Origin of the sequence: Streptomyces sp. NPDC006510 (genome assembly GCF_040611955.1) — a bacterium.
GTDB lineage: Bacteria > Actinomycetota > Actinomycetes > Streptomycetales > Streptomycetaceae > Streptomyces.
This window is the reverse complement of sequence record NZ_JBEXPH010000027.1, coordinates 1-22690: the sequence shown is the minus strand read 5'-3', so window position 1 is coordinate 22690 and position 22690 is coordinate 1. Positions and strand designations below refer to the sequence as shown.

The window sequence follows — 22690 nt, the reverse complement described above, 5'->3', positions numbered from 1 at the left end:
TGTTACCAACATCGACGTTAGTACGACGTCTTCGCCGACTGTCGCTCACAGTCACGAGTCGTGAACCCGCGTCCCTCGGACCGTGCGGCACCGGGCCGGTCGTGCCAAGCAGGGGCCAAGGCCGGCATCACGGTGCCCGCCAGGAGGAAGCCCAGAGGCAACCGGTTCCGTGCTTCTCCTACCCCTCGCCGAGGAACTCCCGGACACCGCGGAGCCTGGTGCTCAGTCGATGCTGAGTGGCGTGGCTGTCGAGACGCACGTCGAGTGGCCCCGGCAGGCGTGTGTCCGCCCGGCGGCCAGATGGCAGACGGGAAGTGTCGAGGCCGTCGCGCTGGGCGATGTGCACGCCGAGGTCGTAGCGGCTGAGAGCGTCGGGGCCAGCGAGGTGGAAGAGGCCGGCCGCATCGGAGCGCGTGAGTTCCCACAAGGCGGCGGCCAGGTCCTCGACGTGCACGGGGCAGCGCACGTCGTCGGTGAAGAGAACGCCTTCCCGTGTTCCGGCGATCAGCGCGTGCACCAGGCGTTCGTGTTCGGACTGGGCGTTCCCGATGATCAGAGAGGTGCGGGCGACGGCCGCGTCCGGACACAGGAGCCGCACAGCCGTCTCGGCGGCGGCCTTCGCCGCCCCGTACGGGGTGATCGGGTCTGGGGCGCAGGTCTCGTCGTAGTGGACCCGGCTGCCGGAGAAGACGGCGTCGCTGGAGACGTGCACCAGGCGGATGCCGAGCTTCGCGGCGGCCATGCCGATGTGGATGGAGCCATCGGCGGTGACTTTCCAGTCCGCCCCGCCGCTGGTCACGTCGATCACCGCACGCGGTGCGACCGCCGTCAGCACCGCCTCCACGCGTACGGGGTCGCGGATGTCCAGCTGGTGCCAGGCGGCGGCTGCGGGGTCGCCGAGGCAGGAGTGGAACGTCGCAGCCGTGTCCCAGCCCTTCGTGCGCGCCTTGCGCAGCAGCTCCGTCCCCAGGAACCCACTGCCTCCGATGATCAGCACCGTCATGCCGCAACACGCTAAGGCACGCTGCCGCGGCCTGGGGGCGAATCGAGAGCCCCGCGCGAGGACGGGCTGATTCGGCCCTGCAGAAGACGGCACGATCCCAGCACGGCAGGAATGAGCAGGGGTGATGACAGGTGGCAAGGGGTCAGGTTTCTCAGCACCGTCCCAGCACGGGAAACAGCAAGGGGCCGGCCCCCGGAAGAGCCAGCCCCATCTGACACGCATGTTTGCCAGACCGCCAACGTGGTGTTAATTCACCCGCTCACACGTTGAAGCGGAACTCCACCACGTCCCCGTCCTGCATCACGTAGTCCTTGCCCTCCATGCGGGCCTTGCCCTTGGCGCGGGCCTCGGCGACCGAGCCGGTTTCGACCAGGTCCTCGAAGGAGACGATCTCCGCCTTGATGAAGCCCTTCTGGAAGTCGGTGTGGATCACACCGGCCGCCTCGGGGGCCGTGGCGCCCTTCTTGATCGTCCAGGCGCGGGCTTCCTTCGGGCCCGCCGTGAGGTAGGTCTGCAGGCCCAGGGTGTCGAAGCCGACGCGGCCGAGGGTGGACAGGCCGGGCTCTTCCTGGCCCATGGACTGGAGGAGCTCCAGGGCCTCGTCGTCGTCGAGCTCGATCAGCTCGGACTCGATCTTGGCGTTGAGGAAGATCGCCTCGGCGGGGGCGACCAGGGCGCGCTGCTCGTTCTTGAAGTCCTCGTCGACCAGCTCGTCCTCGTCGACGTTGAAGACGTAGAGGAAGGGCTTGGTGGTCAGGAGGTGGAGCTCGTGGAGGAGCTTGCCCTTCTCGGTGCCCGCGGTGATGCCCGAGGCGAAGAGGGTCTGTCCGGACTCGAGGATCTTCTGGGCCTCCTCGACCGCGGCGAGGACCGCGACCTTCTCCTTCTGGAGGCGGGACTCCTTGGTGAGGCGCGGGACGGCCTTCTCGACGGACTGGAGGTCGGCGAGGATCAGCTCGGTGTTGATCGTCTCGATGTCGTCCTTGGGCGAGACCTTGCCGTCGACGTGGACGACGTTCTCGTCCTTGAAGGCGCGGATGACCTGGCAGATCGCGTCGGACTCGCGGATGTTCGCGAGGAACTTGTTGCCCAGGCCCTCACCCTCCGAGGCGCCGCGGACGATGCCGGCGATGTCGACGAAGTCGACCGTCGCGGGGAGCAGCCGCTGGGAGCCGAAGATCTCGGCCAGCGTGTTCAGGCGGGCGTCCGGGACGCCTACGACGCCGACATTCGGCTCGATCGTGGCGAACGGGTAGTTGGCCGCCAGCACGTCGTTCTTGGTCAGGGCGTTGAACAGGGTCGACTTGCCGACATTCGGCAGGCCGACGATTCCGATCGTGAGCGACACGTTGGCGACTTCCTGAGGAGTGAAGAGGTGAGCGGGAACGCTGGGGGCCCGGGTGGGCCGATTCTCCAGTTTACGGGCGGGGGCAACCCTGTCCCCACGGGTCCGGTCGGGTGCCGATCCGGTTCCCGTTCGGCCGTGTGGCATCGAACTCATCCCCTAGGTCGCCCAAAGGGCGTGTCCCGCACCTGTTTCCTCCTGCCCGGCGACCTACGTTGTCCCGGTGGAGCAGCACAGGACACGTCCCCCGCAGCGCAGGCAGTCTCGCCAGGCCCCGCTGTCCCCGCAGGGCACCATCGAGGAGACCGCGACCGTCTACCGGGTGGTGAGCGCGCCGGAGGGCCGCTCCCGTCCGGTGCCGCCCGTCGTCCTCGCGCTGCGCAGGCTGCCGAACCCCCGGCTGACCGGCATCGGGGCCGGGCTCTTCGCCGCCGCCGTCATGTTCGTGATCGCCTGCCTCGACCTGCTGGTGCTCGACGGTTCGTCGGTGGTGTTCGGGGTGCTGTTCCTGCCGGTCTGCGCACTGACCGCGCTGTGGGTGCGGCCCGCGGACCTGGTGACCGCGCCGATCATCGTGCCGATCGCGTTCGCCATCGGGGTCATCCCGATCGCCGGTGGCACGGGCGGCTTCGGCGGCCAGACCATGGCGGTCGTCACCGCGCTCGCCGTGCACGCCGGGTGGCTGTACGGCGGAACGCTCATCGCCGGGCTCATCGCGACCGTACGGAAGGTACGGCTGATGCGTCAGCGGCAGCGCCGCATGCTGCTCGCCGCGCAGACGGCACGCCCCTCCTCGCAGGGACCGCGCCGCCCACGGCGGTGACCGGGTAGGCAGGCGCCTCAGCGGCCCGCGGCCGCCATCGCCGCGCCCACGATGCCCGCGTTGTTCTGAAGCTCCGCCGGCACCATCTCGGCCCGTACGTGCTCGATCAGGGGCAGGAACTTGTCGGCCTTGCGGCTGACCCCGCCGCCGATGATGAAGAGCTCGGGCGAGAACAGCATCTCCACATGGGCCAGGTACTTCTGCACCCGGTGCGCCCAGTGGTGCCAGCTCAGGCCCTCGTCCTCCTTGGCCTTGGTGGAGGCGTGCTTCTCCGCGTCGTGGCCGTTCAGCTCCAGGTGGCCCAGCTCGGTGTTGGGGACGAGCCGGCCGTCGACGAAGAGGGCGCTGCCGATCCCCGTACCGAGCGTCAGCACGATCACGGTCCCCTTGCGGCCCCGGCCCGCGCCGAACGTCATCTCCGCGACGCCGGCCGCGTCCGCGTCGTTGAGCACGGTGACGGGGAGGCCGAGCCGGTCACCGAGCAGTCCGCGCGCGTCCGCGTCGATCCAGCCCTTGTCGACATTGGCCGCGGTACGGGTGACACCGCCGGTGACGACGCCCGGGAAGGTGACGCCCACCGGGCCCGACCAGTCGAAGTGGCCGACGACCTCGGCCACGCACTCGACCACGTCCTTGGGCGTGGCCGGGTGCGGTGTCAGTACTTTGTGGCGCTCCTGCGCCAGGTCTCCGCGGTCCAGGTCCACGGGAGCACCCTTGATCCCGGATCCGCCGATGTCCACGCCGAAGATCTGCATACGGCCCACGGTACGGGCAGGCGGCCCGGCCCACTTCCCGGAACGTGCCAATGACCGCAGGGCTACTTCTCCGAGAGTGCGGCGGCCTCGGCACGCAGATCGCGGCGGAGCTCCTTGGGCAGCGAGAAGGTGATGGACTCCTCGGCCGCCTTCACGATCTCCACGTCCTCGAAACCGCGCTCTGACAGCCATGCCAGGACGCCGTCGACCAGCACCTCGGGAACCGAAGCCCCGGAGGTGACGCCGACCGTGGAGACACCCTCCAGCCAGGCCTCGTCGATCTCTTCGGCGAAGTCGACCAGATGGGCGTCGTTCGCCCCGGCGCCGAGGGCGACCTCGACCAGGCGGACCGAGTTGGAGGAGTTCTTGGAGCCGACGACGATCACGAGGTCGGCGTCCGCGCCCATCTGCTTCACCGCGATCTGGCGGTTCTGCGTGGCGTAGCAGATGTCGTCGCTGGGCGGCGAGATCAGGAGCGGGAACTTCTCCTTGAGCGCGCCGACCGTCTCCATCGTCTCGTCGACGGAGAGCGTGGTCTGGGAGAGCCAGACGACCTTCGACGGGTCGCGCACCTCGACACCGGCGACGTCCTCGGGGCCGTCGACCAGCGTGATGTGGTCGGGGGCCTCGCCGGAGGTGCCGATGACCTCCTCGTGGCCCTCGTGACCGATCAGGAGGATGTCGAAGTCGTCCTGCGCGAAGCGGACGGCTTCCTTGTGGACCTTGGTGACCAGGGGGCAGGTCGCGTCGATCGTGGCGAGCTTCCGCTCGGCCGCCTCCTCGTGCACGGTCGGCGCGACGCCGTGTGCGGAGAACATCACGATCGAGCCCTCGGGGACCTCCGCCGTCTCCTCGACGAAGATCGCGCCCTTCTTCTCCAGGGTCTGTACGACGTATTTGTTGTGAACGATCTCGTGGCGCACGTACACCGGGGAGCCGTACTGCTCCAGGGCTTTCTCCACGGCGATCACGGCACGGTCCACGCCCGCGCAGTAGCCACGGGGAGCGGCGAGCAGGACGCGGCGAGGTGTCGTAGCAGTCATGCGCCCCATCGTAAGGCCGAGTCGAACGCGCGGAAGATCGGCCGGGTGGCGAGACTGATCCGTACGCGATCGAGGGAGGGCTCATGTCGGACACCGGCAGCGGCGGCGGGGGCGGGGGCGTGGAGCCGACGGGGGCGCATCAGGAGGGCGGCAGGCTGCGGCGGACGCTCGGCTTCCGGGATCTGGTGGTCTACGGGCTCCTGTTCATCGCGCCGATGGCGCCCGTCGGTGTATTCGGCACGCTCGACGCGAAGTCCGACGGCGCCGTCGCGCTGGTCTATGTCGCGGCCACCGTGGTGATGGCGTTCACGGCGTTCAGCTACGCCCAGATGGTCCGGGTCGCCCCGCTGGCGGGTTCGGTCTTCGCGTACGCGCGCAAGGGGCTCGGGGAGGGGGCGGGGTTCATCGCCGGGTGGATGGCGATGCTCGACTATCTGCTGATCCCGGCGGTCGCCTATCTCTTCTCCGGGATCGCGCTGAATTCGCTGGTGCCGTCGGTGTCGCGGTGGGTGTGGACGGCGCTCGCCGTCGTCGTCACCACGCTGCTCAACCTGTGGGGCGTGCGGGCCGCCGCCCGGGTCGGCTTCGCGGTGCTCGCGATGGAGATCGTGGTGCTGCTGGTGTTCCTGGTGTCGGCGGTGGTGGTGCTCGTACGGGACGGGGCACAGCGCGGCTGGCTGACTCCGCTCACCGGTGATTCCGGCTTCTCCACGTCGGCGGTGCTGGGGGCGGTGTCGGTGGCCGTGCTGTCGTATCTGGGCTTCGACGCGATCGCCTCGTTCGCGGAGGAGGTGACCGGGGGCTCGGCGAAGGTGGCGCGGGCGCTGCTGTTCTGTCTGGTGCTCGCGGGTGCGCTGTTCGTGGCGCAGGCGTATCTGGCGGCGTTGCTCGAACCGATGACGTCGGCGGAACTGGCCGCCGATCCGGCCGCGCAGGGGTCGGCGTTCTACGACACGGTGGACTCGGCGGTCGGGAGCTGGCTGCACGATCTGGTGGCGGTCAGCAAGGCGATCGGGGCGGCCTTCGCGGCACTGGCCGGGCAGGCCGCCGCGGGACGGCTGCTCTTCGCGATGGCCAGGGAACGGCGGCTGCCCTCGGTGCTCGCCAGGGTCGACCCACGGTCCGGGGTGCCGCGGACGGCGATTCTGCTGGCCGCGGCGGTGACGCTGATCGCCGCGGTGTGGGCGGCCCGGCGGGCCGACGGGCTCGACCATCTGGTGTCGGTCGTCGACATCGGCGCGCTGACGGCCTTCGTGCTGCTGCACGCGTCGGTGGTCGGCTGGTTCGCCGTACGCCGGATGGAGGGGCCGCCGAGCTGGTGGCGGCATGTGCTGGTGCCGGTGGTGGGCGCGGGAGCGCTGATCGCGGTGATCGTGGAGGCGACCGAGAGCGCCCAGGTGGTGGGGGTGTGCTGGTTCGGGGTGGGGCTGGTGGTGCTGGCGTTGCAGTGGGGGCGACGGACGGCTTGAAGCTGCGGGGCGAGCCGGAGCGGCTGTTGTCGGGGCCGCCCGATTGTCGGTGGGTGCGGATACGCTCGCTCGCATGGCTCTCCAAACGTCCGCGGAAGCTCCGCTGCCCGTAGGTGATGTGTCGCGGCTCATCGGCGGCTGGATCGACCGGCTCGGGGCGGTCTGGGTCGAGGGACAGATCACCCAGCTGTCGCGTCGGCCGGGGGCCGGGGTGGTGTTCCTGACGCTGCGCGACCCTTCGCAGGACATCTCGGTGAGCGTGACGTGCTTCCGGCAGGTCTTCGACCGGATCGCGGATGTGGTGACGGAGGGGGCGCGGGTGGTAGTCCTCGCCAAGCCCGAGTGGTACGCGCCCCGCGGCCAGCTGTCCCTGCGGGCCACGGAGATACGGCCGGTCGGCATCGGTGAGCTGCTGGTCCGCCTGGAACAGCTGAAGAAGTCGCTGGCCTCGGAGGGGCTGTTCGCGCTCGACCGGAAGAAGCCGCTGCCGTTCCTGCCGCAGCTGATCGGCCTGGTCTGCGGGCGGGCTTCGGCGGCCGAGCGCGATGTGCTGGAGAACGCCCGGCGGCGGTGGCCCGCGGTGCGCTTCGAGGTGCGCAACGCGGCGGTGCAGGGTGTGCACGCGGTGAATCAGGTGGTCCAGGCGGTGAAGGAGCTGGACGACCTGCCGGACGTCGACGTGATCGTCGTGGCGCGGGGCGGCGGCAGCGTGGAGGACCTGCTGCCGTTCTCGGACGAGCAGCTGATCCGGACGGTGGCCGCGTGCCGTACGCCGGTGGTGTCGGCGATCGGCCATGAGCCGGACTCCCCGCTGCTCGACCTGGTCGCGGACCTGCGCGCCTCCACGCCGACCGACGCGGCGAAGAAGATCGTGCCGGACGTGGGCGAGGAGCTGGACCGGGTGGGGCAGCTGCGCGACCGTGCGCTGCGGACGGTACGGGGACTGCTGGACCGCGAGGAGCGGGGGCTGGCGCACGCCCTGGGCCGGCCGTCGATGGAGCATCCCCAGCGGATGGTGGACGAGCGCGCCGCCGAGATCGACGCGCTGGTCGGGCGGAGCCGGCGAGTGCTGGGACATCTGCTGGACCGGGCGGACTCGGAGCTCGCCCACACCCGGGCGCGGGTGGTCGCGCTGTCGCCGGCGGCGACGCTGGAGCGCGGCTACGCGGTGCTCCAGCGGGCCGACGGCCATGTCGTACGGGCTCCCGCGGACGCGGGGGCGCCGGGCGAGGTGCTCCGGGCGCGGGTTTCGGGGGGCGAGTTCGCCGTGCGGGTGAGCGAGTGACCGCCCCCGGCGGCGGCGGGGCGGACGGGCCGGGCGAAGGCATGGCCGGTCGAGGTCGCCGAGGTCACGGCAGGGACGGACGAGATCACAGGCCCCAGGTGGGCCGGAACGTAGGGTGGGGCGCATGACGGACGACGCGACTACGGCGGCCGGTGCCACGGGCACGCTCGGCTACGAGCAGGCCCGCGACGAGCTGATCGAGGTGGTACGCCGCCTGGAGGCGGGCGGTACGACGCTGGAGGAGTCCCTCGCGCTCTGGGAGCGGGGCGAGGAGCTGGCGAAGGTGTGCCGGCACTGGCTGGAGGGCGCGCGAGCCCGGCTGGACGCGGCTCTGGCGGGACCGGGCGACCAGGAGAGCGGCGGCACGACAGCCGACAACGGCTGAGACCGCTGAGGCTGTTGTAGCTGAGACCGCTGCGACTGAGACCGCTGCGGCCGAGGCCGTTGTGGAACGGATCACCCCGGTCACTTTTAGTTGAAGATTAACCTACCTCTCCGTTACCGTGGTCCGCGTTGCTCGATCCACGCGCACGTCCGGAAGGTATTACGCACGATGTCCCTCGCTCTTGACCCCGCCGCCCAGGACCTCCTCTTCCGTGAGGCCCGCACCGCCAACACCTTCACCGATGAGCCGGTGACCGAGGAGCAGGTCCAGGCAATCTACGACCTGGTCAAGTACGGACCCACCGCGTTCAACCAGTCGCCGCTGCGCGTCATCCTGGTCCGCTCCGACGACGCCCGCGCGCGCCTCGTCAAGCACATGGCCGAGGGCAACCGGCCGAAGACCACGACCGCCCCGCTGGTCGCGATCCTGGCCACCGACAACGAGTTCCACGAGGAGCTCCCGGCCCTGATGCCGCACTTCCCGCAGGCCAAGGACACGTTCTTCTCCGAGCGCCCGGTCCGCGAGTCGACCGCCGCGCTGAACGGCGCGCTGCAGGCCGCGTACTTCATCATCGGCGTCCGCGCCGCCGGCCTGGCCGCGGGCCCGATGACCGGCTATGACGCCGCGGGCATCGAGAAGGAGTTCCTGGACGGCGACCACAACGTGCTGATGGTCGTCAACATCGGCAAGCCGGGCGAGGACGCCTGGTTCCCGCGTCTGCCGCGCCTCGCCTACGACGAGGTCGTCACGACCGTCTGACCGTCGCCGCGCATACGAGGAAGGCCCTGGAGCACCGAGTGCTCCAGGGCCCTTTCCGTATGGCTGCGGAGCCCGGCCGGAATCGCCGGTGCGTCCCGGCGGGCGGTGTCAGGACGACTTGAGTGCGGCGGCCATCTCCGCCAGCCGCTCCGTCGAGGCGGAACCCGTGACCACCGTGGTCGAGCCCTTGTCGTGGCGCACGAGGGCGTCGTACTTCGGGCCCTCCCAGTGCTGCCACGCCTCGCCCGCGACCTGCTGCGTACGCCCGGTGTTCCTGGCGTCCCGGCTGACCTCGGTGACGTACTTCTTCGCCGGGGACGTGGACTGCTCCACCGCGACGTACTTGCCCTCCGGGTCGAGGAAGCCCAGGTGCCAGCTGTCGCCCGCCTCGCGGTCGTAGCTGACCGAGGTCGGCTTCCACTTCTCGGTCAGCCCGTCCGGGGCGGCCACGGGGTACGGCGCCGCGCGCCGGGCCGTCAGGAGCTCCACCCGGTAGTCGACCGCCTTGACCGGGTTGGCGTTCTCGTCGTGCGGAACGAAGATGTAAACAACCCCTGCCGCAGCGGAGACGACCGCCATCGACAGGAACATGTCCCGCACCGTCTGCTTGCCTCGCTTGCTAGCCACGGGTCCATGGTCGCATTAGGCCCGATGGGCCCGAACCGGGGGCAGCCGCTCATAAGTGACCCGGTCTGCTCATTTTGTCGACCTGACGATAGAGTCGCAGCACCCTCTTCCGGTCGTCGCCGTACAGAAAGGTGCGCTCCGATGTCCGAGCATCATCTGCCGTCTCAGCTCGAGGTCTCCCCCGAGGCCCCCGACCGCAACCTCGCCCTGGAGCTGGTCCGGGTCACCGAGGCCGCCGCCATGGCGGCGGGGCGCTGGGTGGGCCGCGGCGACAAGATCGGCGCCGACGGTGCCGCCGTGAAGGCCATGCGGACCCTCGTCTCCACCGTCTCGATGAACGGCGTCGTCGTCATCGGTGAGGGCGAGAAGGACGAAGCCCCCATGCTGTTCAACGGCGAGCGCGTCGGCGACGGCACCGGCCCCGAGGTCGACATCGCCGTGGACCCGATCGACGGCACGACCCTGAACGCCAAGGGCATGCCGAACGCGATCGCCGTACTGGCCGCCGCGGACCGCGGCGCCATGTTCGACCCGTCGGCCGTCTTCTACATGGACAAGCTGGTCACCGGCCCCGAAGCCGCCGACTTCGTCGACATCAACGCCCCCGTTTCGGTGAACATCCGCCGTGTCGCGAAGGCGAAGAACTCCGCCCCCGAGGACGTCACCGTCGTCGTCCTCGACCGCCCGCGCCACGAGGGCATCGTCAAGGAGATCCGCGAGACCGGTGCCCGGATCAAGTTCATCTCCGACGGCGACGTGGCCGGCTCCATCATGGCCGCCCGCGAAGGGACCGGCGTCGACCTGCTGATGGGCATCGGCGGCACCCCCGAAGGCATCATCTCGGCCTGCGCCATAAAGTGCCTCGGCGGTGTCATCCAGGGCAAGCTCTGGCCCAAGGACGAGGCCGAACGGCAGCGCGCCCTGGACGCCGGGCACGACCTGGACCGGGTGCTGTCCACCGACGACCTGGTCAGCGGCGACAACGTGTTCTTCGTCGCGACCGGCATCACGGACGGTGAGCTGATGCGCGGCGTGCGGTACCGCGCGGAGACCGCGACCACCGAGTCGATCGTCATGCGCTCCAAGTCCGGCACCATCCGGAAGATCGACTCCACGCACCGGCTCTCGAAGCTGCGGGCGTACAGCGCGATCGACTTCGACCGCGCGAAGTAGGTCCCGCCCCGGAGCCTCCGGAACCCAAAATCCCGGAGCCCGCAAGCCCGGAAGCCGGGCCCCGGCGTGTCCTCCGGAAGCAGAACGCGAAGAGGCGCCCCCCATGTGCGGTGGGGGCGCCTCTTCGCGTATGCGGGGCCGTACGGGCGCGGGCCGGACCGGGCCGGACCGGGCCGGGCCGACCGGTGGCCGGTCAGCCCGCCGCGGCGATGCGGCCCGTCGCCCCGGAGGAAGCGGACGAGGCCTTGCGTTCCATCTCGCGCCGTCTGCGACGGGCGAGCACCACACGGCGTTCCGCGGCGGTGAGACCGCCCCACACTCCGTACGGCTCCGGTTGTATGAGCGCGTGCTCCTGGCACTCGATCATCACGGGGCAGCGCGCGCAGACCCGCTTCGCGGACTCCTCGCGCGCGAGTCTGGCAGCAGTCGGCTCCTTCGACGGGGCGAAGAACAGCCCGGCTTCGTCCCGGCGGCACACCGCCTCCGAATGCCAGGGACCGGCCTGGTCCTCCCGCGCGGGAGTGCGCTGGGGAGGGACGGCGGCGACCTGCAGGGGCTGATGCGGCAGTTGCAGCACGGTCTACTCCTGACGACGGCTTCGCGAGCGAGAGACGATGCAGCACTCCCTACCCGCTGTGCGCGCGCCTATGCACTGAGTGGCACTCGGTTCCGGGCTGCGAAACAGCGGTCGACCAGGAATTTGGCTTGTTTTCGAAGGAGTTCGAAGGAGTTCGGAGGACTTTCGGAGGAGTTCACCGGAGCCCGGGACATGACGACGGAGCACGCCCCGCCCGAGCCCCGTCCATGCCCTTTCCGGGCCCTTTCCGGGTCCTATCCGAGGTATTTGCGCAGCCGGTCCTGGAGATCCGCGATGAACTTGCCGCGCTTGGGCTTCGCCTCGACGCTGCCGAACACGGAATAGCCATTGACGACGACCACCGGTGCTTCGGGGTCAGCGGATTCCAGTGTGGCGACTTCGAAATTACCGAAGACACCCGTGCCGCTGCCGCGCAGCGAGATGTTCTCGGGGACCCTGACGTCCACACTCCCGAAGATGGAAGTCGCGTTGATGACCGTGAGTCTCTGACCGAAAAGCGCCTCGGTCAGATCGACCTCCACGCTGCCGAAGAGCGCGAAGGCGTTCGTACGGCTGCTGACCCGCCAGCGGCCCTTGCGGGTCGAGCTGCTGAAGATCGCCACCAGGTTGTCGGCGGGGCCCGTGGGGCTCTCGTGACCGTGGGCGCCGGGTGCGGCGGCCGGGCGGGCGGCACCCGCCGGGGCGGGCAGGTCCCGTACCAGTGGTTCCAGCTCACCGACGGTCTTGGCGCGGTAGACCGCGTCTACCCGCTCGGCGTGCTCATCGGCAGTGAGCCGGCCCTCGGCCATGGCTTCCCGCAGGATGTCCGCGATCCGGTCGCGGTCCGCGTCGGAGGCGCGGATACCGGCCGGCTCCACCGGGGCCACTGGCTGCTGGGGCTGCTTTTCGAGGTCCACCGGCCCAGCGTACCCAAACGCGATAGATCGCGACTACCCCTTGCCGCGCCTCCGACGTGTCGCACCCCCGGCCCCCGGGGCGCCGAACTGAGCCTTACCTCACAGCTTCGGCCCCGGTGCGGCGTTCTACCCTGGTGGATGCGCTGCCCAAGGGAGGTCAGCCGCTGTCTGCCGAGTGAGGAATGGCCGTAATGCCAGAGTTTGCGTACTCCGATCTGCTCCCGCTGGGAGAGGACACCACGCCGTACCGTCTGGTGACCTCCGAGGGTGTCTCCACCTTCGAGGCCGACGGTCGTACGTTCCTCAAGATCGCTCCGGAGGCGCTGCGCACCCTGGCCGCCGAGGCCATGCACGACATCTCGCACTATCTGCGCCCCACCCACCTGGCGCAGCTGCGGCGGATCGTGGACGACCCCGAGGCGTCGTCCAACGACAAGTTCGTCGCGCTCGACCTGCTGAAGAACGCGAACATCGCCGCGGCGGGCGTGCTGCCGATGTGTCAGGACACCGGCACCGCGATCGTGATGGGCAAGCGCGGGCAGAACGTCCTCACCGAGGGCGGTGACGAGGAGGCGCTGTCGCACGGCATCTTCGACGCCTACACCAAGCTCAACCTCCGCTATTCGCAGATGGCTCCGCTCACCATGTGGGAGGAGAAGAACACCGGCTCGAACCTCCCCGCCCAGATCGAGCTGTACGCCACCGACGGCGGCGCGTACAAGTTCCTCTTCATGGCGAAGGGCGGCGGCTCGGCCAACAAGTCGTTCCTCTTCCAGGAGACGAAGGCCGTACTGAACGAGGCCTCCATGATGAAGTTCCTGGAGGAGAAGATCCGTTCGCTGGGCACGGCCGCCTGCCCGCCGTACCACCTGGCGATCGTCGTCGGCGGCACGTCGGCCGAGTTCGCGCTCAAGACCGCCAAGTACGCCTCCGCGCACTACCTGGACGAGCTGCCCGCCGAGGGCTCCCCCACCGGCCACGGCTTCCGGGACAAGGAGCTGGAGGAGAAGGTCTTCGAGCTGACGCAGAAGATCGGCATCGGCGCCCAGTTCGGCGGCAAGTACTTCTGCCACGACGTGCGCGTGGTGCGCCTCCCCCGGCACGGCGCCTCGCTGCCCGTGGCGATCGCCGTGTCCTGCTCGGCGGACCGCCAGGCCACCGCGAAGATCACTGCCGAGGGTGTCTTCCTGGAGCAGCTGGAGAAGGACCCGGCCCGCTTCCTGCCGGACACCACGGACGAGCACCTCGACGAGGCGGGGGACGTCGTGAAGATCGACCTCAACCGGCCGATGGACGACGTCCTCGCCGAGCTGACCAAGTACCCGGTCAAGACCCGGCTCTCGCTGACCGGCCCCCTGGTAGTGGCCCGCGACATCGCGCACGCCAAGATCAAGGAGCGGCTGGACGCGGGTGAGGAGATGCCGCAGTACCTGAAGGACCACCCGGTCTACTACGCGGGCCCGGCGAAGACGCCCGAGGGGTACGCCTCCGGCTCCTTCGGCCCGACGACGGCCGGCCGCATGGACAGCTATGTCGCGCAGTTCCAGGCGGCGGGCGGCTCCAAGGTGATGCTCGCCAAGGGCAACCGGTCCAAGCAGGTCACCGACGCGTGCGACGCGCACGGCGGTTTCTACCTCGGCTCGATCGGCGGCCCGGCGGCCCGGCTCGCGCAGGACTGCATCAAGAAGGTCGAGGTCGTCGAGTACGAGGAGCTCGGCATGGAAGCGGTCTGGAAGATCGAGGTCGAGGACTTCCCCGCGTTCATCGTCGTCGACGACAAGGGCAACGACTTCTTCACCGAGCCCGCCCCGGCACCGACGTTCACCAGCATTCCGGTGCGGGGTCCGGGTCTCGCCTGACGCGCCGCCCCGCGGGGGCGTCCCGGCCGCATCTCATCGGCCGTCACGTCCCCGCGGGGCCTTTCTCACGCCTCCAGCAGGCCCGATGTCGCGATCAGATAGCCGAGTTGGGCCCGGCTGTTGCTGCCCAGCTGCCCGGAGACCCTGCGCACGTGCTCCGCGACACTGCGGCGGCTCATGCCGAGCCGCCGGGCGATCGACTCGTCCGTCTCGCCGCCCACGACCGCCTGCAGGATGGTCCGTTGCAGATCGGAGACGACGACCGGGGTGCGCAGCGGCACCCGTTCCGGGCGGACCGGGACCGAGCGGGCCCAGGCCTCGTCGAAGTGCCGGGCCAGGAAGCGGACCAGGGACGGGTGCTGGATGCGCAGGGCGCTGTGCGGTTCGTCGGAGAACGGGATGAACGCGAGGCTCCGGTCGAAGACGATGATCCGGTCGGCGACCTCGGCGAGCGTTCTGACCTCGGCGCCCTCGGTCGTCACCCGCTCTATGTAGGCGAGCGTCGTACGGTCCGAGCGGACCGTGTGCTGGTAGATGGTCCGTTGCCGGATGCCCCGCCGCAGGTTGCGCACGTCCCTGGGCAGCGACTCCTCCAGCGCATGGACGGGACGGCCGCCGCCCGGGTGGGCGGTGCGGACCTCCGCGCGACAGCCCGCGACGCCCGCTTCGAGCGCCTTGCCGATGACGGCCTCGCCGGAGAGCCGGGTGAGGGCGGGCGGTTCGAGCCGGTGCGCGTCGGCGTACAGGCCCTCGAACACGGTCAGGGCGGCGCGGGCCGAACGCAGTGTGCGGCGCTGCCGGGCGATCGCCGCCTCGATGGGCCCGAGCACGTCGAACGATGCGGTCTCGGGCGGTACCGGGATGAGGCGGCCCGGTGCGGCGCGGTCCTCCACCATCAGATGCAGGGCGGTCAGGCAGCCGGGCACCTCGTCCGCCGGAAGGCTTCCGTCCGTGAGCGCGCGCCGATAGGCCGCGAGGGCCGGATCGCAGACGCGGTCCGGTGACGATTCGCGGCAATCGCACGCCTGTGGGCCGGAATGATCGTCCTTCACAAGCATGCAGATTACATTCGTGCGTTCGCGCGGTCATGGGCGAGCGCGAAGGCTCGGTGAGTATGGGCCGGTGACGCACGACATCGATGAGACGGACGACCGGCCGGACCGCACACCGGACGGCGGTCCGGACGGCCCGGCGCACGGGGAGCGCCGTTATCGATTCCTCGTCGCCGGATACGCCCTGTCCTCGTACGGCACCTTCCTGAACATGGTGGCGCTCAATCTGTTCGTCTACGAGACGACGGGCAGGGCGCTCGCGATGGGCCTGTTCATGGCCGTGCGCCTGGGGTCCGGCTTTGTCGCCGGACTGACCGCCGGTGGTCTCCTCGTCCGGTTCACCGCCAAGAGCCTCATGCTGTGGACGAATGTGGCGCAGGCGGCGGTGATGCTGCTGCTGGTCTTCGCGCCCGAGGGGCTGCGATTCGCCGCGTTGATGGCCGTTTCCGTGGTGGTCGGCGGCTGCGGAACGCTTTTCATGGTGGCGCTGCGGAGTTCCATTCCCGAGATGGTCGGCGACGACCGGCGGTCCTGGGCGAACTCCCTCTCCATCACAGGGCGTTCACTGGCGATGGTGGCCGGTTTCGCGTCTGCGGGCGTGGTGGTCTCACTCGTCGGTTACACCGCCGCTTTCGTGGTGGACATGGCCACCTTCGTGGTCTGTGCCGTGACGGTGGCGCTGCTGCCGATCCCGGGCGGCGGCAGGGGAAAGGACGCCCGGCCGGAATCGGAGGGGCATTCCGGCGGGGGCACGGGGAAGGGGAGGGCCGGCGGCCGGGGGAAGCCGGGGCGGTGGCGGCGGCCGGGCGCGTTCCTCGCGTCGGCCGCCGCGCCGGGTCTCGGTCTGATGGTGGTGCTGCGGAGTGTGGACGCCTTCGGTTCGTCCTCCCACAACGCCGCGCTGCCGGTCCACTCCGCCGGACTCGACGCCTCGCACCCTGCCGTGTTCGTCAGCGCGTTCTGGTGTCTGTGGGCGCTGGGGAACGTCGCCGCGCAACAGGTGATCCAGCGGTACGTCAAACACACCGGGCGGACGGTGGGGGCGCCGGGCTTCGGGTACGGCACCTGTCTGATGTCCGGGGCGTTCATCCTGGCGTTCGCCGGGTTCCCCTCGGCGGCGACCGCCGTGATCGCGCTGGCGGCCGGGGCGGCCGACGGGCTCACGGAGGTCTCGTACACCTCCCATCTGCAGACGCTCCCCGCCGGTCTGCGCGGTCATGCCTTCGGGCTCTCCGCGACCCTGGAGAACCTCGGGTTCGGCGTCGGCATGATCCTGGTCGCGGCGGCACTCGACCGATACAGCCCGCTGACCGTCGTCGCCTGGTCGCACGGGGCGGCCGTCGTGGTCGCCGTGGTGTTCCTGATCAGGGTGTCCGGGACACGCGGGCGGGCCGGTGTGCCCGCTCCGCACTCCGGCACCGATCGCGTCGGGCCGGTGCGGTGACCAAACCCGTACGACGTTATTCAGCCAATCTTGGGACGACCGGCGAGGGGCCGGAGGCCGTCCGCGCCGTCCCGCACATTCCCGGCCCGCCCCCGCCCACCCCGGGGCCCGCGACCGGTGCGGCCGGTCCGGCACCGCCGCTTTCACGCAGCGGGCCGCGCCACGGACTTGCGCCGTACCGGGCCGCTTTGGTGGGTTGTCGCACGTTCCTGGATCGCCCGGGTGACCGGAGGCCAGACGCCACCCCCCGCCTCGAACACCGCCCGCACCGCACCGCACCCAGCGGCCGGGCGCGGGTTCCTCCACCCTCACCGTCGAACATTGGAAAGGCGGACGCCGAATGACGCCGCTTCCCCACCGCAGCCACACCGACGACCTGCTGTCCTTCATCAGCTCCAGCCCTTCCCCGTACCACGCGGTGGCCAGTGCCGCCGAGCGCCTGGAGAAGGCCGGCTTCCGTGAACTGCGGGGCACGGACGACTGGACGGGCACGACCGGCGGCAGCTTCGTCGCCCGCGGTGGTGCGCTGATCGCCTGGTACGTCCCCGAGGGGGCCCCGGCGCACACCCCCTTCCGGATCGTCGGCGCGCACACCGACTCCCCGAATCTTCGGATCAAGCCCGCTCCCGACACCGCCTCCGCGGGCTGGCGACAGATCGGTGTGGAGATCTACGGCGGCGTTCCGCTGAACACCTGGCTCGACCGCGATCTGGGCATCTCCGGGCGGCTCGCGCTGCGCGCCCCGGGCGGCGGAGTCGGGTCCCGGCTCGTCCGGATCGACGAACCCCTGTTGCGGGTGCCCCAGTTGGCCATCCATCTGGACCGTACGGTCAACGAGGCGCTCGCGCTCGACCGGCAGCGCCATCTCGCCCCGGTCTGGGCGCTCGGAGCGCGCGAGGAGGGTGCGCTGCTGCGCCGGGTCGCGGCGGCCGCCGAGGTGGAGCCGGACGAGGTGCTCGGCTGGGACCTGATGCTCCATGACGTCCAGCCGCCCGGATACCTGGGCGCGGACCAGGAGTTCGTGGTGTCGGCGCGGCTGGACAACCTGGTGTCCGTGCACGCGGGCGTCACGGCCCTGACGGGTGCGGCGACCGCGGCCGACGAGCCCGCGTACATCCCCGTCCTGGCCGCCTTCGACCACGAGGAGGTCGGCAGCGGTTCGGAGACGGGTGCGCAGGGTCCGCTGCTGGAACGGGTCCTGAGCCGCTCGGTCACCGCGCGCGGCGGCAGTCCGGAGGACTGGTCGCGTGCCCTGTCCGGTGCCTTCTGCGTCTCCGCCGACATGGCCCACGCGGTGCACCCCAACTACGCGGAGCGGCACGACCCGGAGCACCGTCCGCTGCCGAACGACGGCCCGACCCTCAAGGTCAACGTCAACCAGCGGTACGCCACCGACAGCACCGGTATGGCGGTGTTCGCGGCGGCGTGCGAGCGGGCGGGCGTGCCGTGGCAGCCGTTCGTCTCCAACAACGCGATGCCGTGCGGTACGTCGATCGGCCCGCTCACCGCGGCCCGGCTGGGTGTGCCGACGGTCGACGTGGGGGTGCCGGGGCTTTCCATGCACTCGTCGCGCGAGCTGTGCGGGGCCGAGGACCCCGGTCATCTGGCCGCCGCGCTGGGCGCGTTCATGACGTCCGGCTGACCGCGCCGAACAGCCCGGAGGGGTGGGGCGGCCAGGGTCGCCCCACCCCTCCGCGCACTGCTACGCGAACCGCTGCTGCGCGCCGCCGTCGCAGCTCTGCAGTTTCAGCGGGTCCTTCGCCGCCGCCAGCGTCAGGCACAGCCCGGTCGAGGCCGCCGGGCGCAGGGTGCCCGACTGCTTCACGAACTGCTGGTTGGCCGCGCCCGAGCAGTTGTACAGGATGACCGTGGCGCCCGCCTTGTAGTCGGCGCCCGGCACGTCCAGGCACCGGTCGTGGCTCAGCTCCGTGCGGAGGGTCCTGGTGCCGGCGTCGTACCACCAGCCCTGGTTGCGGCCGCCGTGGCAGTCCCAGCCGCCGACCTTCGTGTCATTGCGGGTCACCGAGCCGGGGGCGTCCACACAGGTGCCCGTCGCCTCGTTCTTCAGGGGCTTGAAGGCGTCGTCCCACGCCCCGGCCTGCAGGACCGGCTTTCCGGTGCTCGCCGGGTCGGCGCAGCTCGCCTCGCGCAGGTTCGAGTTGTAGATCTGGGTCAGGCAGGACGCGAAGGCCCCGTGGCCGCTCGCGTTCGGGTGGTAGGACTGCCGGAGGGAGTTGGAGTCCGGCGGGAAGTGCGAGAGGTCGATGTAGAGACCGCGGGCCCAGGTGGACTCGCTGCAGACCTCGTGGCCGTGGAAGAGCCGGGAGTTGTCGAGGTAGACGGCCCCGGTGTCCGCGGCGACCTTGCGCATGCCGCGTTCGAAGGCGGGAACGGCGACGTTGCGGCCCCAGGCCGCGTCGGAGTCGTATCCGGCGCAGCCGCCGGGAAGCTTCCCGGGGAAGTTCGGGTTGTCGTAGAAGTCCGGGCCGATGGGGCTCGGATAGCCCATGACCACGAGCTTGTAGTCGCCGTTGCCGTACCCGGCGTCGGACATGACGGTCTTCAGGTCGCGCACCGTCTTCTCGACCTTGGGGACGAGTCCGTCGACGCGGGCCTGCCAGCCGCCCTCGTACTTCGGCTGGCAGGTGCCCTGGGAGAGCACCCAGCGGGTGACGCAGTCCGTCATGACCGGGCCGAACTGGAGGTCGTCATTGGCGCCGGCGACCAGCACGATCATCTTGATGCGGGTGTTGCGGGCCTTGATGGCGAGGTTGTCGCTCTGCACGAGTTCGTCGGCGTACTGCTTCGAGCCGCCGATCACGATGTTGCCGGTGTACGCGCCGGAGCAGGAGACGTTGTACGTGACGTCCGCCGGGATGCCGGTGCGGTGGATGGCGGATTCGGGCGAGCGGTGGCACCAGTTGTCGGGGCCGTTGGTGCCGGCCTCGTACGTGCCGACGCCCTCGCCGGAGATCTCGCTGTCGCCGAGCGAGATCAGCCCGGTCTTGCGCTCGGCGAGCGGGCGCTCGGCCGGGTCGCCGTACAGCCGGGTGGCTTCGGCGGCGCGGACGGCCTCCAGTTCGGGTGACAGGGGGGTGGATGCGGTAGTGCTGGAACCGGACCGGTCTGCCGCGCCCGCCGGTCCGGCAGCCGCGGCCATGCCGCCGAATGCCGCCGCCAAGGCCGCGGCGGCCGCGACCGTACAGCGAAGTCTGTGCCTGGTGCGCCTCATTGCGCCTCCCCGGGTTGTGGTTACCCCCGGTATTTACTGGTCGGTAGGCAACTTGGGAATAGACAGAACGAGACAAGTGCTCAACTTTTTCAGGAGGTTGAACGAGATGAACGACTCACAGGCCGGTGCACAGGCCCCCGCGGGTGGTACGGATTTCCGCGTCGAGCACGATTCGATGGGCGAGGTGAGGGTGCCCGCGGCCGCCAAGTGGCGGGCCCAGACGCAGCGCGCGGTGGAGAACTTCCCGGTCTCCGGGCAGCGCCTGGAGCGGGCCCACATCGAGGCCCTGGCCAGGATCAAGGCCGCCGCCGCCAAGGTGAACGCCGAGCTGAAGGTGCTCGACCCGGACATCGCCGCGGCCATCGAGGAGGCCGCCGCCGAGGTCGCCGAGGGGCGCTGGGACGAGCACTTCCCGGTCGACGTCTTCCAGACCGGGTCGGGCACCTCGTCCAACATGAACACCAACGAGGTGGTGGCCACCCTCGCCACCGAGCGCCTCGGCCGCGAGGTCCATCCCAACGACCATGTCAACGCCTCGCAGTCGTCCAACGACGTCTTCCCGTCCTCCATCCACATCGCCGCGACGGCGGCCGTCACCGGCGACCTGATCCCGGCGCTGGATCATCTGGCGACCGCCCTGGAGCGCAAGTCCGCCGAGTTCGCGACGGTCGTGAAGTCGGGGCGTACGCATCTGATGGACGCCACACCCGTCACCCTCGGCCAGGAGTTCGGCGGCTACGCGGCCCAGATCAGGTACGGCATCGAGCGGCTGCGCGCCTCCCTCCCCCGCCTCGCCGAGCTGCCTCTGGGCGGCACGGCCGTCGGCACCGGCATCAACACCCCGCCCGGCTTCTCCGCCGCCGTCATCGCCGAGGTCGCCCGCGCCACCGGGCTGCCGCTGACGGAGGCCCGGGACCACTTCGAGGCGCAGGGCGCGCGGGACGGGCTCGTGGAGACCTCGGGCCAGCTCCGCACCATCGCCGTCTCGCTCACCAAGATCTCCAACGACCTGCGCTGGATGGCGTCCGGGCCGCGCACCGGGCTGGCCGAGATCAGCCTCCCCGACCTTCAGCCGGGCTCGTCGATCATGCCGGGCAAGGTGAACCCGGTCATTCCCGAGGCGGTGCTGATGGTCGCCGCCCAGGTGACGGGGAACGACGCGACGGTCGCGACGGCGGGCGCCGCGGGCAACTTCGAGCTGAATGTGATGCTTCCGGTCATCGCGAAGAATCTGCTGGAGTCGGTACGGCTGCTGGCGAACGTCTCCCGGCTGCTCGCGGACCGCACGGTCGACGGGATCACGGCCGACGTCGAGCGGGCCAGGGAGTACGCCGAGTCCTCGCCGTCCGTCGTCACCCCGCTGAACAAGTACATCGGCTACGAGGAGGCGGCGAAGGTCGCCAAGAAGTCCCTCGCGCAACGCCGGACCATTCGCGAGGTGGTGCTGGACTCGGGGTACGTCGAGCGCGGCGACCTCACCCTGGAACAGCTCGACGAGGCGCTCGACGTGTTGCGCATGACCCGCCCGTGACCAGCGCCGCTGCCCCGGCGCCCCAACCGCCTCCAAGAACGTCCGGCAGTAGGCAGCGCGGGTGAAGGAGCGGGGCTGGGGTGCGTGCATCGCAAGGCGGAGGACTGAGGCATGGCGAATGGGGCCTCCCCTGCTCGAGCGAAGCCGAGAGCTCGGGGAACATGGTGATTGACGACAACGCCGCGAGGCGCGTGCCCCAGCCCCGCGACGCCGCGAGGCCTACTGCCGGACGCTCTAAGATCCGTCCATGGCAGGTACCGGAGACATCGAGCACTGGGCGCCGGGTGATCAGATCCTGTGGCGCTACCGCCGCAACGGCGCGCCGGCCGGGTCAGGGGCGCCGGAGCGCGCCGCGGACCCGTTCCACATCTGCCGCCCCGTCACCGTCGTCCAGGACACCGACGAGCTGCTCGCGGTGTGGGTGGCGCCCGGCACCGAGTGCGTGAAGCCGGTACTGGCGAACGGCAAGGACGTGCACGCCGAACCGCTCGCCACCCGCTACACCGCCCCGCGCACCACCGCCCGCTCCCCCTGGCTGGGAAACGGCGTGCTGAAGCTCGCCCGGCCCGGCGACCCGTGGTCGGTCTGGCTGTTCTGGGAGCCGGTCTGGCAGTTCCGCAGCTGGTACGTGAATCTGGAGGAACCGCACACCCGCTGGCAGGGCGGCGTCGATTCCGAGGATCACTTTCTCGACATCTCCGTCTACCCGGACCGCAGCTGGGTCTGGCGCGACGAGGACGAATTCGCCATGGCGCAACGGGCCGGTCTGATGGCCCCGCGGACCGCGCAACGGGTCCGGGAGGCGGGCCGTGCGGCCGTCGATCTGATCCAGGAGTGGGGCGCTCCGTTCCGGGACGGCTGGGAGAACTGGCGGCCCGATCCACAATGGCGCGTTCCCGCGCTTCCGGATGACTGGGACCGCACCCCCTCGCATATGCCGTCGTGAGACCCTTGATGCACCCCAGGGGGACAAACGTAGGATCGTCCTCCGGGTGCCGCTCCGCTCCAACCAGGAGGCGCGGCACCCGACCTGACCACAAGTCACCGCACGAGCACCGCGCACTGCATGAGCTGTATGAGCCGCATCAGTCGTATGAATCGTATGAACCACTACGAGGGGGTGGAGACGTGCTCGCTGTTGGCCGCCCCGTCGCCGGAAACGTTGTCACCGACCCACCCCGCAGGCATCCGGTTTCAGCCCCTCATTCCGGGGCATCCGGTGACAGCCGTTGTTATCGCCGCTCTTGCCGGGGCACAGTAACGCCCCACGAGGTGATTGCCTCATACAACCGGCCCGGACGGACGGAACCCCACGCGTGACGGAGCACCCCACCTCCCACGAAGGCCGGCAGCCTCTCGCCGCCCGGTCGCAGGAACGCACCCGGCCGCGGCAGCAGGACGCCGCGCCGGC

Annotated in this window: 20 protein-coding genes; 11 read left to right on the top strand and 9 right to left on the bottom strand. The window is 70.3% G+C overall.

Features of this window, described 5'->3' with window-relative positions; genetic code table 11:
* Window positions 1-178: 178 nt before the first annotated feature.
* Both ABZY11_RS11745 and ychF read right to left on the bottom strand, forming a co-directional pair.
* Window positions 179-1003, bottom strand: a complete 825-nt coding sequence (locus ABZY11_RS11745) for a sugar nucleotide-binding protein (protein ID WP_356478972.1) — start codon at window positions 1001-1003, stop codon at window positions 179-181.
* Between the two features lie 259 nt (window positions 1004-1262).
* The gene (ychF, locus tag ABZY11_RS11740) at window positions 1263-2351 is read right to left on the bottom strand and encodes a redox-regulated ATPase YchF (RefSeq protein WP_356478971.1); all 1089 of its coding nucleotides are present in this window, start codon (window positions 2349-2351) and stop codon (window positions 1263-1265) included.
* Between the two features lie 274 nt (window positions 2352-2625).
* Between ychF and ABZY11_RS11735 the strand changes: the two genes are divergently transcribed.
* The gene (locus ABZY11_RS11735; RefSeq protein WP_356479006.1) at window positions 2626-3171 is read left to right on the top strand and encodes a DUF6542 domain-containing protein; all 546 of its coding nucleotides are present in this window, start codon (window positions 2626-2628) and stop codon (window positions 3169-3171) included.
* Window positions 3172-3188: 17 nt separating this feature from the next.
* Here ABZY11_RS11735 and ppgK read toward each other — a convergent pair whose 3' ends face one another.
* Window positions 3189-3926, bottom strand: coding sequence for a polyphosphate--glucose phosphotransferase (ppgK, locus tag ABZY11_RS11730; RefSeq protein ID WP_356478970.1), 738 nt, complete (start codon window positions 3924-3926; stop codon window positions 3189-3191).
* Between the two features lie 62 nt (window positions 3927-3988).
* Window positions 3989-4978 (bottom strand): 4-hydroxy-3-methylbut-2-enyl diphosphate reductase, encoded by a 990-nt coding sequence (locus ABZY11_RS11725; RefSeq protein WP_266414826.1) that lies wholly within the window; start codon window positions 4976-4978, stop codon window positions 3989-3991.
* Between the two features lie 74 nt (window positions 4979-5052).
* Here ABZY11_RS11725 and ABZY11_RS11720 point away from each other — a divergent pair, with 74 nt between their 5' ends.
* The 4 genes from ABZY11_RS11720 (at window position 5053) to ABZY11_RS11705 (ending at window position 8867) form a co-directional block, all read left to right on the top strand.
* The gene (locus ABZY11_RS11720; protein ID WP_356478969.1) at window positions 5053-6438 is read left to right on the top strand and encodes an APC family permease; all 1386 of its coding nucleotides are present in this window, start codon (window positions 5053-5055) and stop codon (window positions 6436-6438) included.
* A gap of 73 nt (window positions 6439-6511) precedes the next feature.
* On the top strand, window positions 6512-7723 hold the full coding sequence (xseA, locus tag ABZY11_RS11715; RefSeq protein ID WP_356478968.1) for an exodeoxyribonuclease VII large subunit: 1212 nt from the start codon (window positions 6512-6514) through the stop codon (window positions 7721-7723).
* A gap of 124 nt (window positions 7724-7847) precedes the next feature.
* Complete coding sequence (locus ABZY11_RS11710; protein ID WP_356478967.1) at window positions 7848-8108, top strand: exodeoxyribonuclease VII small subunit; 261 nt, start codon at window positions 7848-7850, stop codon at window positions 8106-8108.
* Window positions 8109-8276: 168 nt separating this feature from the next.
* Entirely contained in the window at window positions 8277-8867 is a 591-nt protein-coding gene (locus ABZY11_RS11705) for a malonic semialdehyde reductase (protein ID WP_356478966.1), read from the top strand.
* Between the two features lie 108 nt (window positions 8868-8975).
* On the opposite strand, the gene ABZY11_RS11700 is transcribed toward ABZY11_RS11705, so the two are convergent.
* On the bottom strand, window positions 8976-9494 hold the full coding sequence (locus tag ABZY11_RS11700) for a DUF4245 domain-containing protein (protein WP_356478965.1): 519 nt from the start codon (window positions 9492-9494) through the stop codon (window positions 8976-8978).
* 141 nt (window positions 9495-9635) lie between these two features.
* Here ABZY11_RS11700 and glpX point away from each other — a divergent pair, with 141 nt between their 5' ends.
* Window positions 9636-10667, top strand: a complete 1032-nt coding sequence (glpX, locus tag ABZY11_RS11695) for a class II fructose-bisphosphatase (protein WP_124716631.1) — start codon at window positions 9636-9638, stop codon at window positions 10665-10667.
* A 193-nt stretch (window positions 10668-10860) separates the two neighbouring features.
* Here glpX and ABZY11_RS11690 read toward each other — a convergent pair whose 3' ends face one another.
* The gene (locus ABZY11_RS11690) at window positions 10861-11244 is read right to left on the bottom strand and encodes a WhiB family transcriptional regulator (protein WP_356478964.1); all 384 of its coding nucleotides are present in this window, start codon (window positions 11242-11244) and stop codon (window positions 10861-10863) included.
* A 254-nt stretch (window positions 11245-11498) separates the two neighbouring features.
* Window positions 11499-12161: a DUF1707 domain-containing protein gene (locus tag ABZY11_RS11685; RefSeq protein ID WP_356478963.1), complete on the bottom strand. Its 663-nt coding sequence runs from the start codon at window positions 12159-12161 to the stop codon at window positions 11499-11501.
* A gap of 191 nt (window positions 12162-12352) precedes the next feature.
* On the opposite strand from ABZY11_RS11685, the gene ABZY11_RS11680 reads away from it, so the two are divergent.
* Window positions 12353-14020: a fumarate hydratase gene (locus ABZY11_RS11680; protein WP_356478962.1), complete on the top strand. Its 1668-nt coding sequence runs from the start codon at window positions 12353-12355 to the stop codon at window positions 14018-14020.
* A 65-nt stretch (window positions 14021-14085) separates the two neighbouring features.
* Here ABZY11_RS11680 and ABZY11_RS11675 read toward each other — a convergent pair whose 3' ends face one another.
* Window positions 14086-15072 (bottom strand): LuxR C-terminal-related transcriptional regulator, encoded by a 987-nt coding sequence (locus tag ABZY11_RS11675; RefSeq protein ID WP_356478961.1) that lies wholly within the window; start codon window positions 15070-15072, stop codon window positions 14086-14088.
* A gap of 70 nt (window positions 15073-15142) precedes the next feature.
* Between ABZY11_RS11675 and ABZY11_RS11670 the strand changes: the two genes are divergently transcribed.
* Both ABZY11_RS11670 and ABZY11_RS11665 read left to right on the top strand, forming a co-directional pair.
* Window positions 15143-16516 (top strand): MFS transporter, encoded by a 1374-nt coding sequence (locus ABZY11_RS11670; protein WP_356478960.1) that lies wholly within the window; start codon window positions 15143-15145, stop codon window positions 16514-16516.
* A gap of 340 nt (window positions 16517-16856) precedes the next feature.
* A complete protein-coding gene (locus ABZY11_RS11665) occupies window positions 16857-18158 on the top strand; it encodes a M18 family aminopeptidase (protein ID WP_356478959.1) in 1302 nt (433 codons plus the stop codon).
* Between the two features lie 60 nt (window positions 18159-18218).
* Here ABZY11_RS11665 and ABZY11_RS11660 read toward each other — a convergent pair whose 3' ends face one another.
* A complete protein-coding gene (locus ABZY11_RS11660) occupies window positions 18219-19748 on the bottom strand; it encodes a ricin-type beta-trefoil lectin domain protein (RefSeq protein WP_356478958.1) in 1530 nt (509 codons plus the stop codon).
* 106 nt (window positions 19749-19854) lie between these two features.
* Between ABZY11_RS11660 and ABZY11_RS11655 the strand changes: the two genes are divergently transcribed.
* Together ABZY11_RS11655 and ABZY11_RS11650 are read left to right on the top strand one after the other, a co-directional pair.
* Window positions 19855-21279, top strand: coding sequence for a class II fumarate hydratase (locus ABZY11_RS11655; protein WP_356478957.1), 1425 nt, complete (start codon window positions 19855-19857; stop codon window positions 21277-21279).
* Window positions 21280-21526: 247 nt separating this feature from the next.
* On the top strand, window positions 21527-22225 hold the full coding sequence (locus ABZY11_RS11650; RefSeq protein ID WP_356478956.1) for a DUF402 domain-containing protein: 699 nt from the start codon (window positions 21527-21529) through the stop codon (window positions 22223-22225).
* Window positions 22226-22690 lie beyond the last annotated feature (465 nt).

Coding starts and splice junctions, on each gene's coding strand:
- ABZY11_RS11745 (WP_356478972.1), bottom strand. CDS start 1,003: ATGACGGTGCTGATCATCGGAGGCAGTGGGTTCCTGGGGACGGAGCTG.
- ppgK (WP_356478970.1), bottom strand. CDS start 3,926: ATGCAGATCTTCGGCGTGGACATCGGCGGATCCGGGATCAAGGGTGCT.
- ABZY11_RS11725 (WP_266414826.1), bottom strand. CDS start 4,978: ATGGGGCGCATGACTGCTACGACACCTCGCCGCGTCCTGCTCGCCGCT.
- ABZY11_RS11720 (WP_356478969.1), top strand. CDS start 5,053: ATGTCGGACACCGGCAGCGGCGGCGGGGGCGGGGGCGTGGAGCCGACG.
- xseA (WP_356478968.1), top strand. CDS start 6,512: ATGGCTCTCCAAACGTCCGCGGAAGCTCCGCTGCCCGTAGGTGATGTG.
- ABZY11_RS11710 (WP_356478967.1), top strand. CDS start 7,848: ATGACGGACGACGCGACTACGGCGGCCGGTGCCACGGGCACGCTCGGC.
- ABZY11_RS11705 (WP_356478966.1), top strand. CDS start 8,277: ATGTCCCTCGCTCTTGACCCCGCCGCCCAGGACCTCCTCTTCCGTGAG.
- glpX (WP_124716631.1), top strand. CDS start 9,636: ATGTCCGAGCATCATCTGCCGTCTCAGCTCGAGGTCTCCCCCGAGGCC.
- ABZY11_RS11680 (WP_356478962.1), top strand. CDS start 12,353: ATGCCAGAGTTTGCGTACTCCGATCTGCTCCCGCTGGGAGAGGACACC.
- ABZY11_RS11665 (WP_356478959.1), top strand. CDS start 16,857: ATGACGCCGCTTCCCCACCGCAGCCACACCGACGACCTGCTGTCCTTC.
- ABZY11_RS11660 (WP_356478958.1), bottom strand. CDS start 19,748: ATGAGGCGCACCAGGCACAGACTTCGCTGTACGGTCGCGGCCGCCGCG.
- ABZY11_RS11655 (WP_356478957.1), top strand. CDS start 19,855: ATGAACGACTCACAGGCCGGTGCACAGGCCCCCGCGGGTGGTACGGAT.
- ABZY11_RS11650 (WP_356478956.1), top strand. CDS start 21,527: ATGGCAGGTACCGGAGACATCGAGCACTGGGCGCCGGGTGATCAGATC.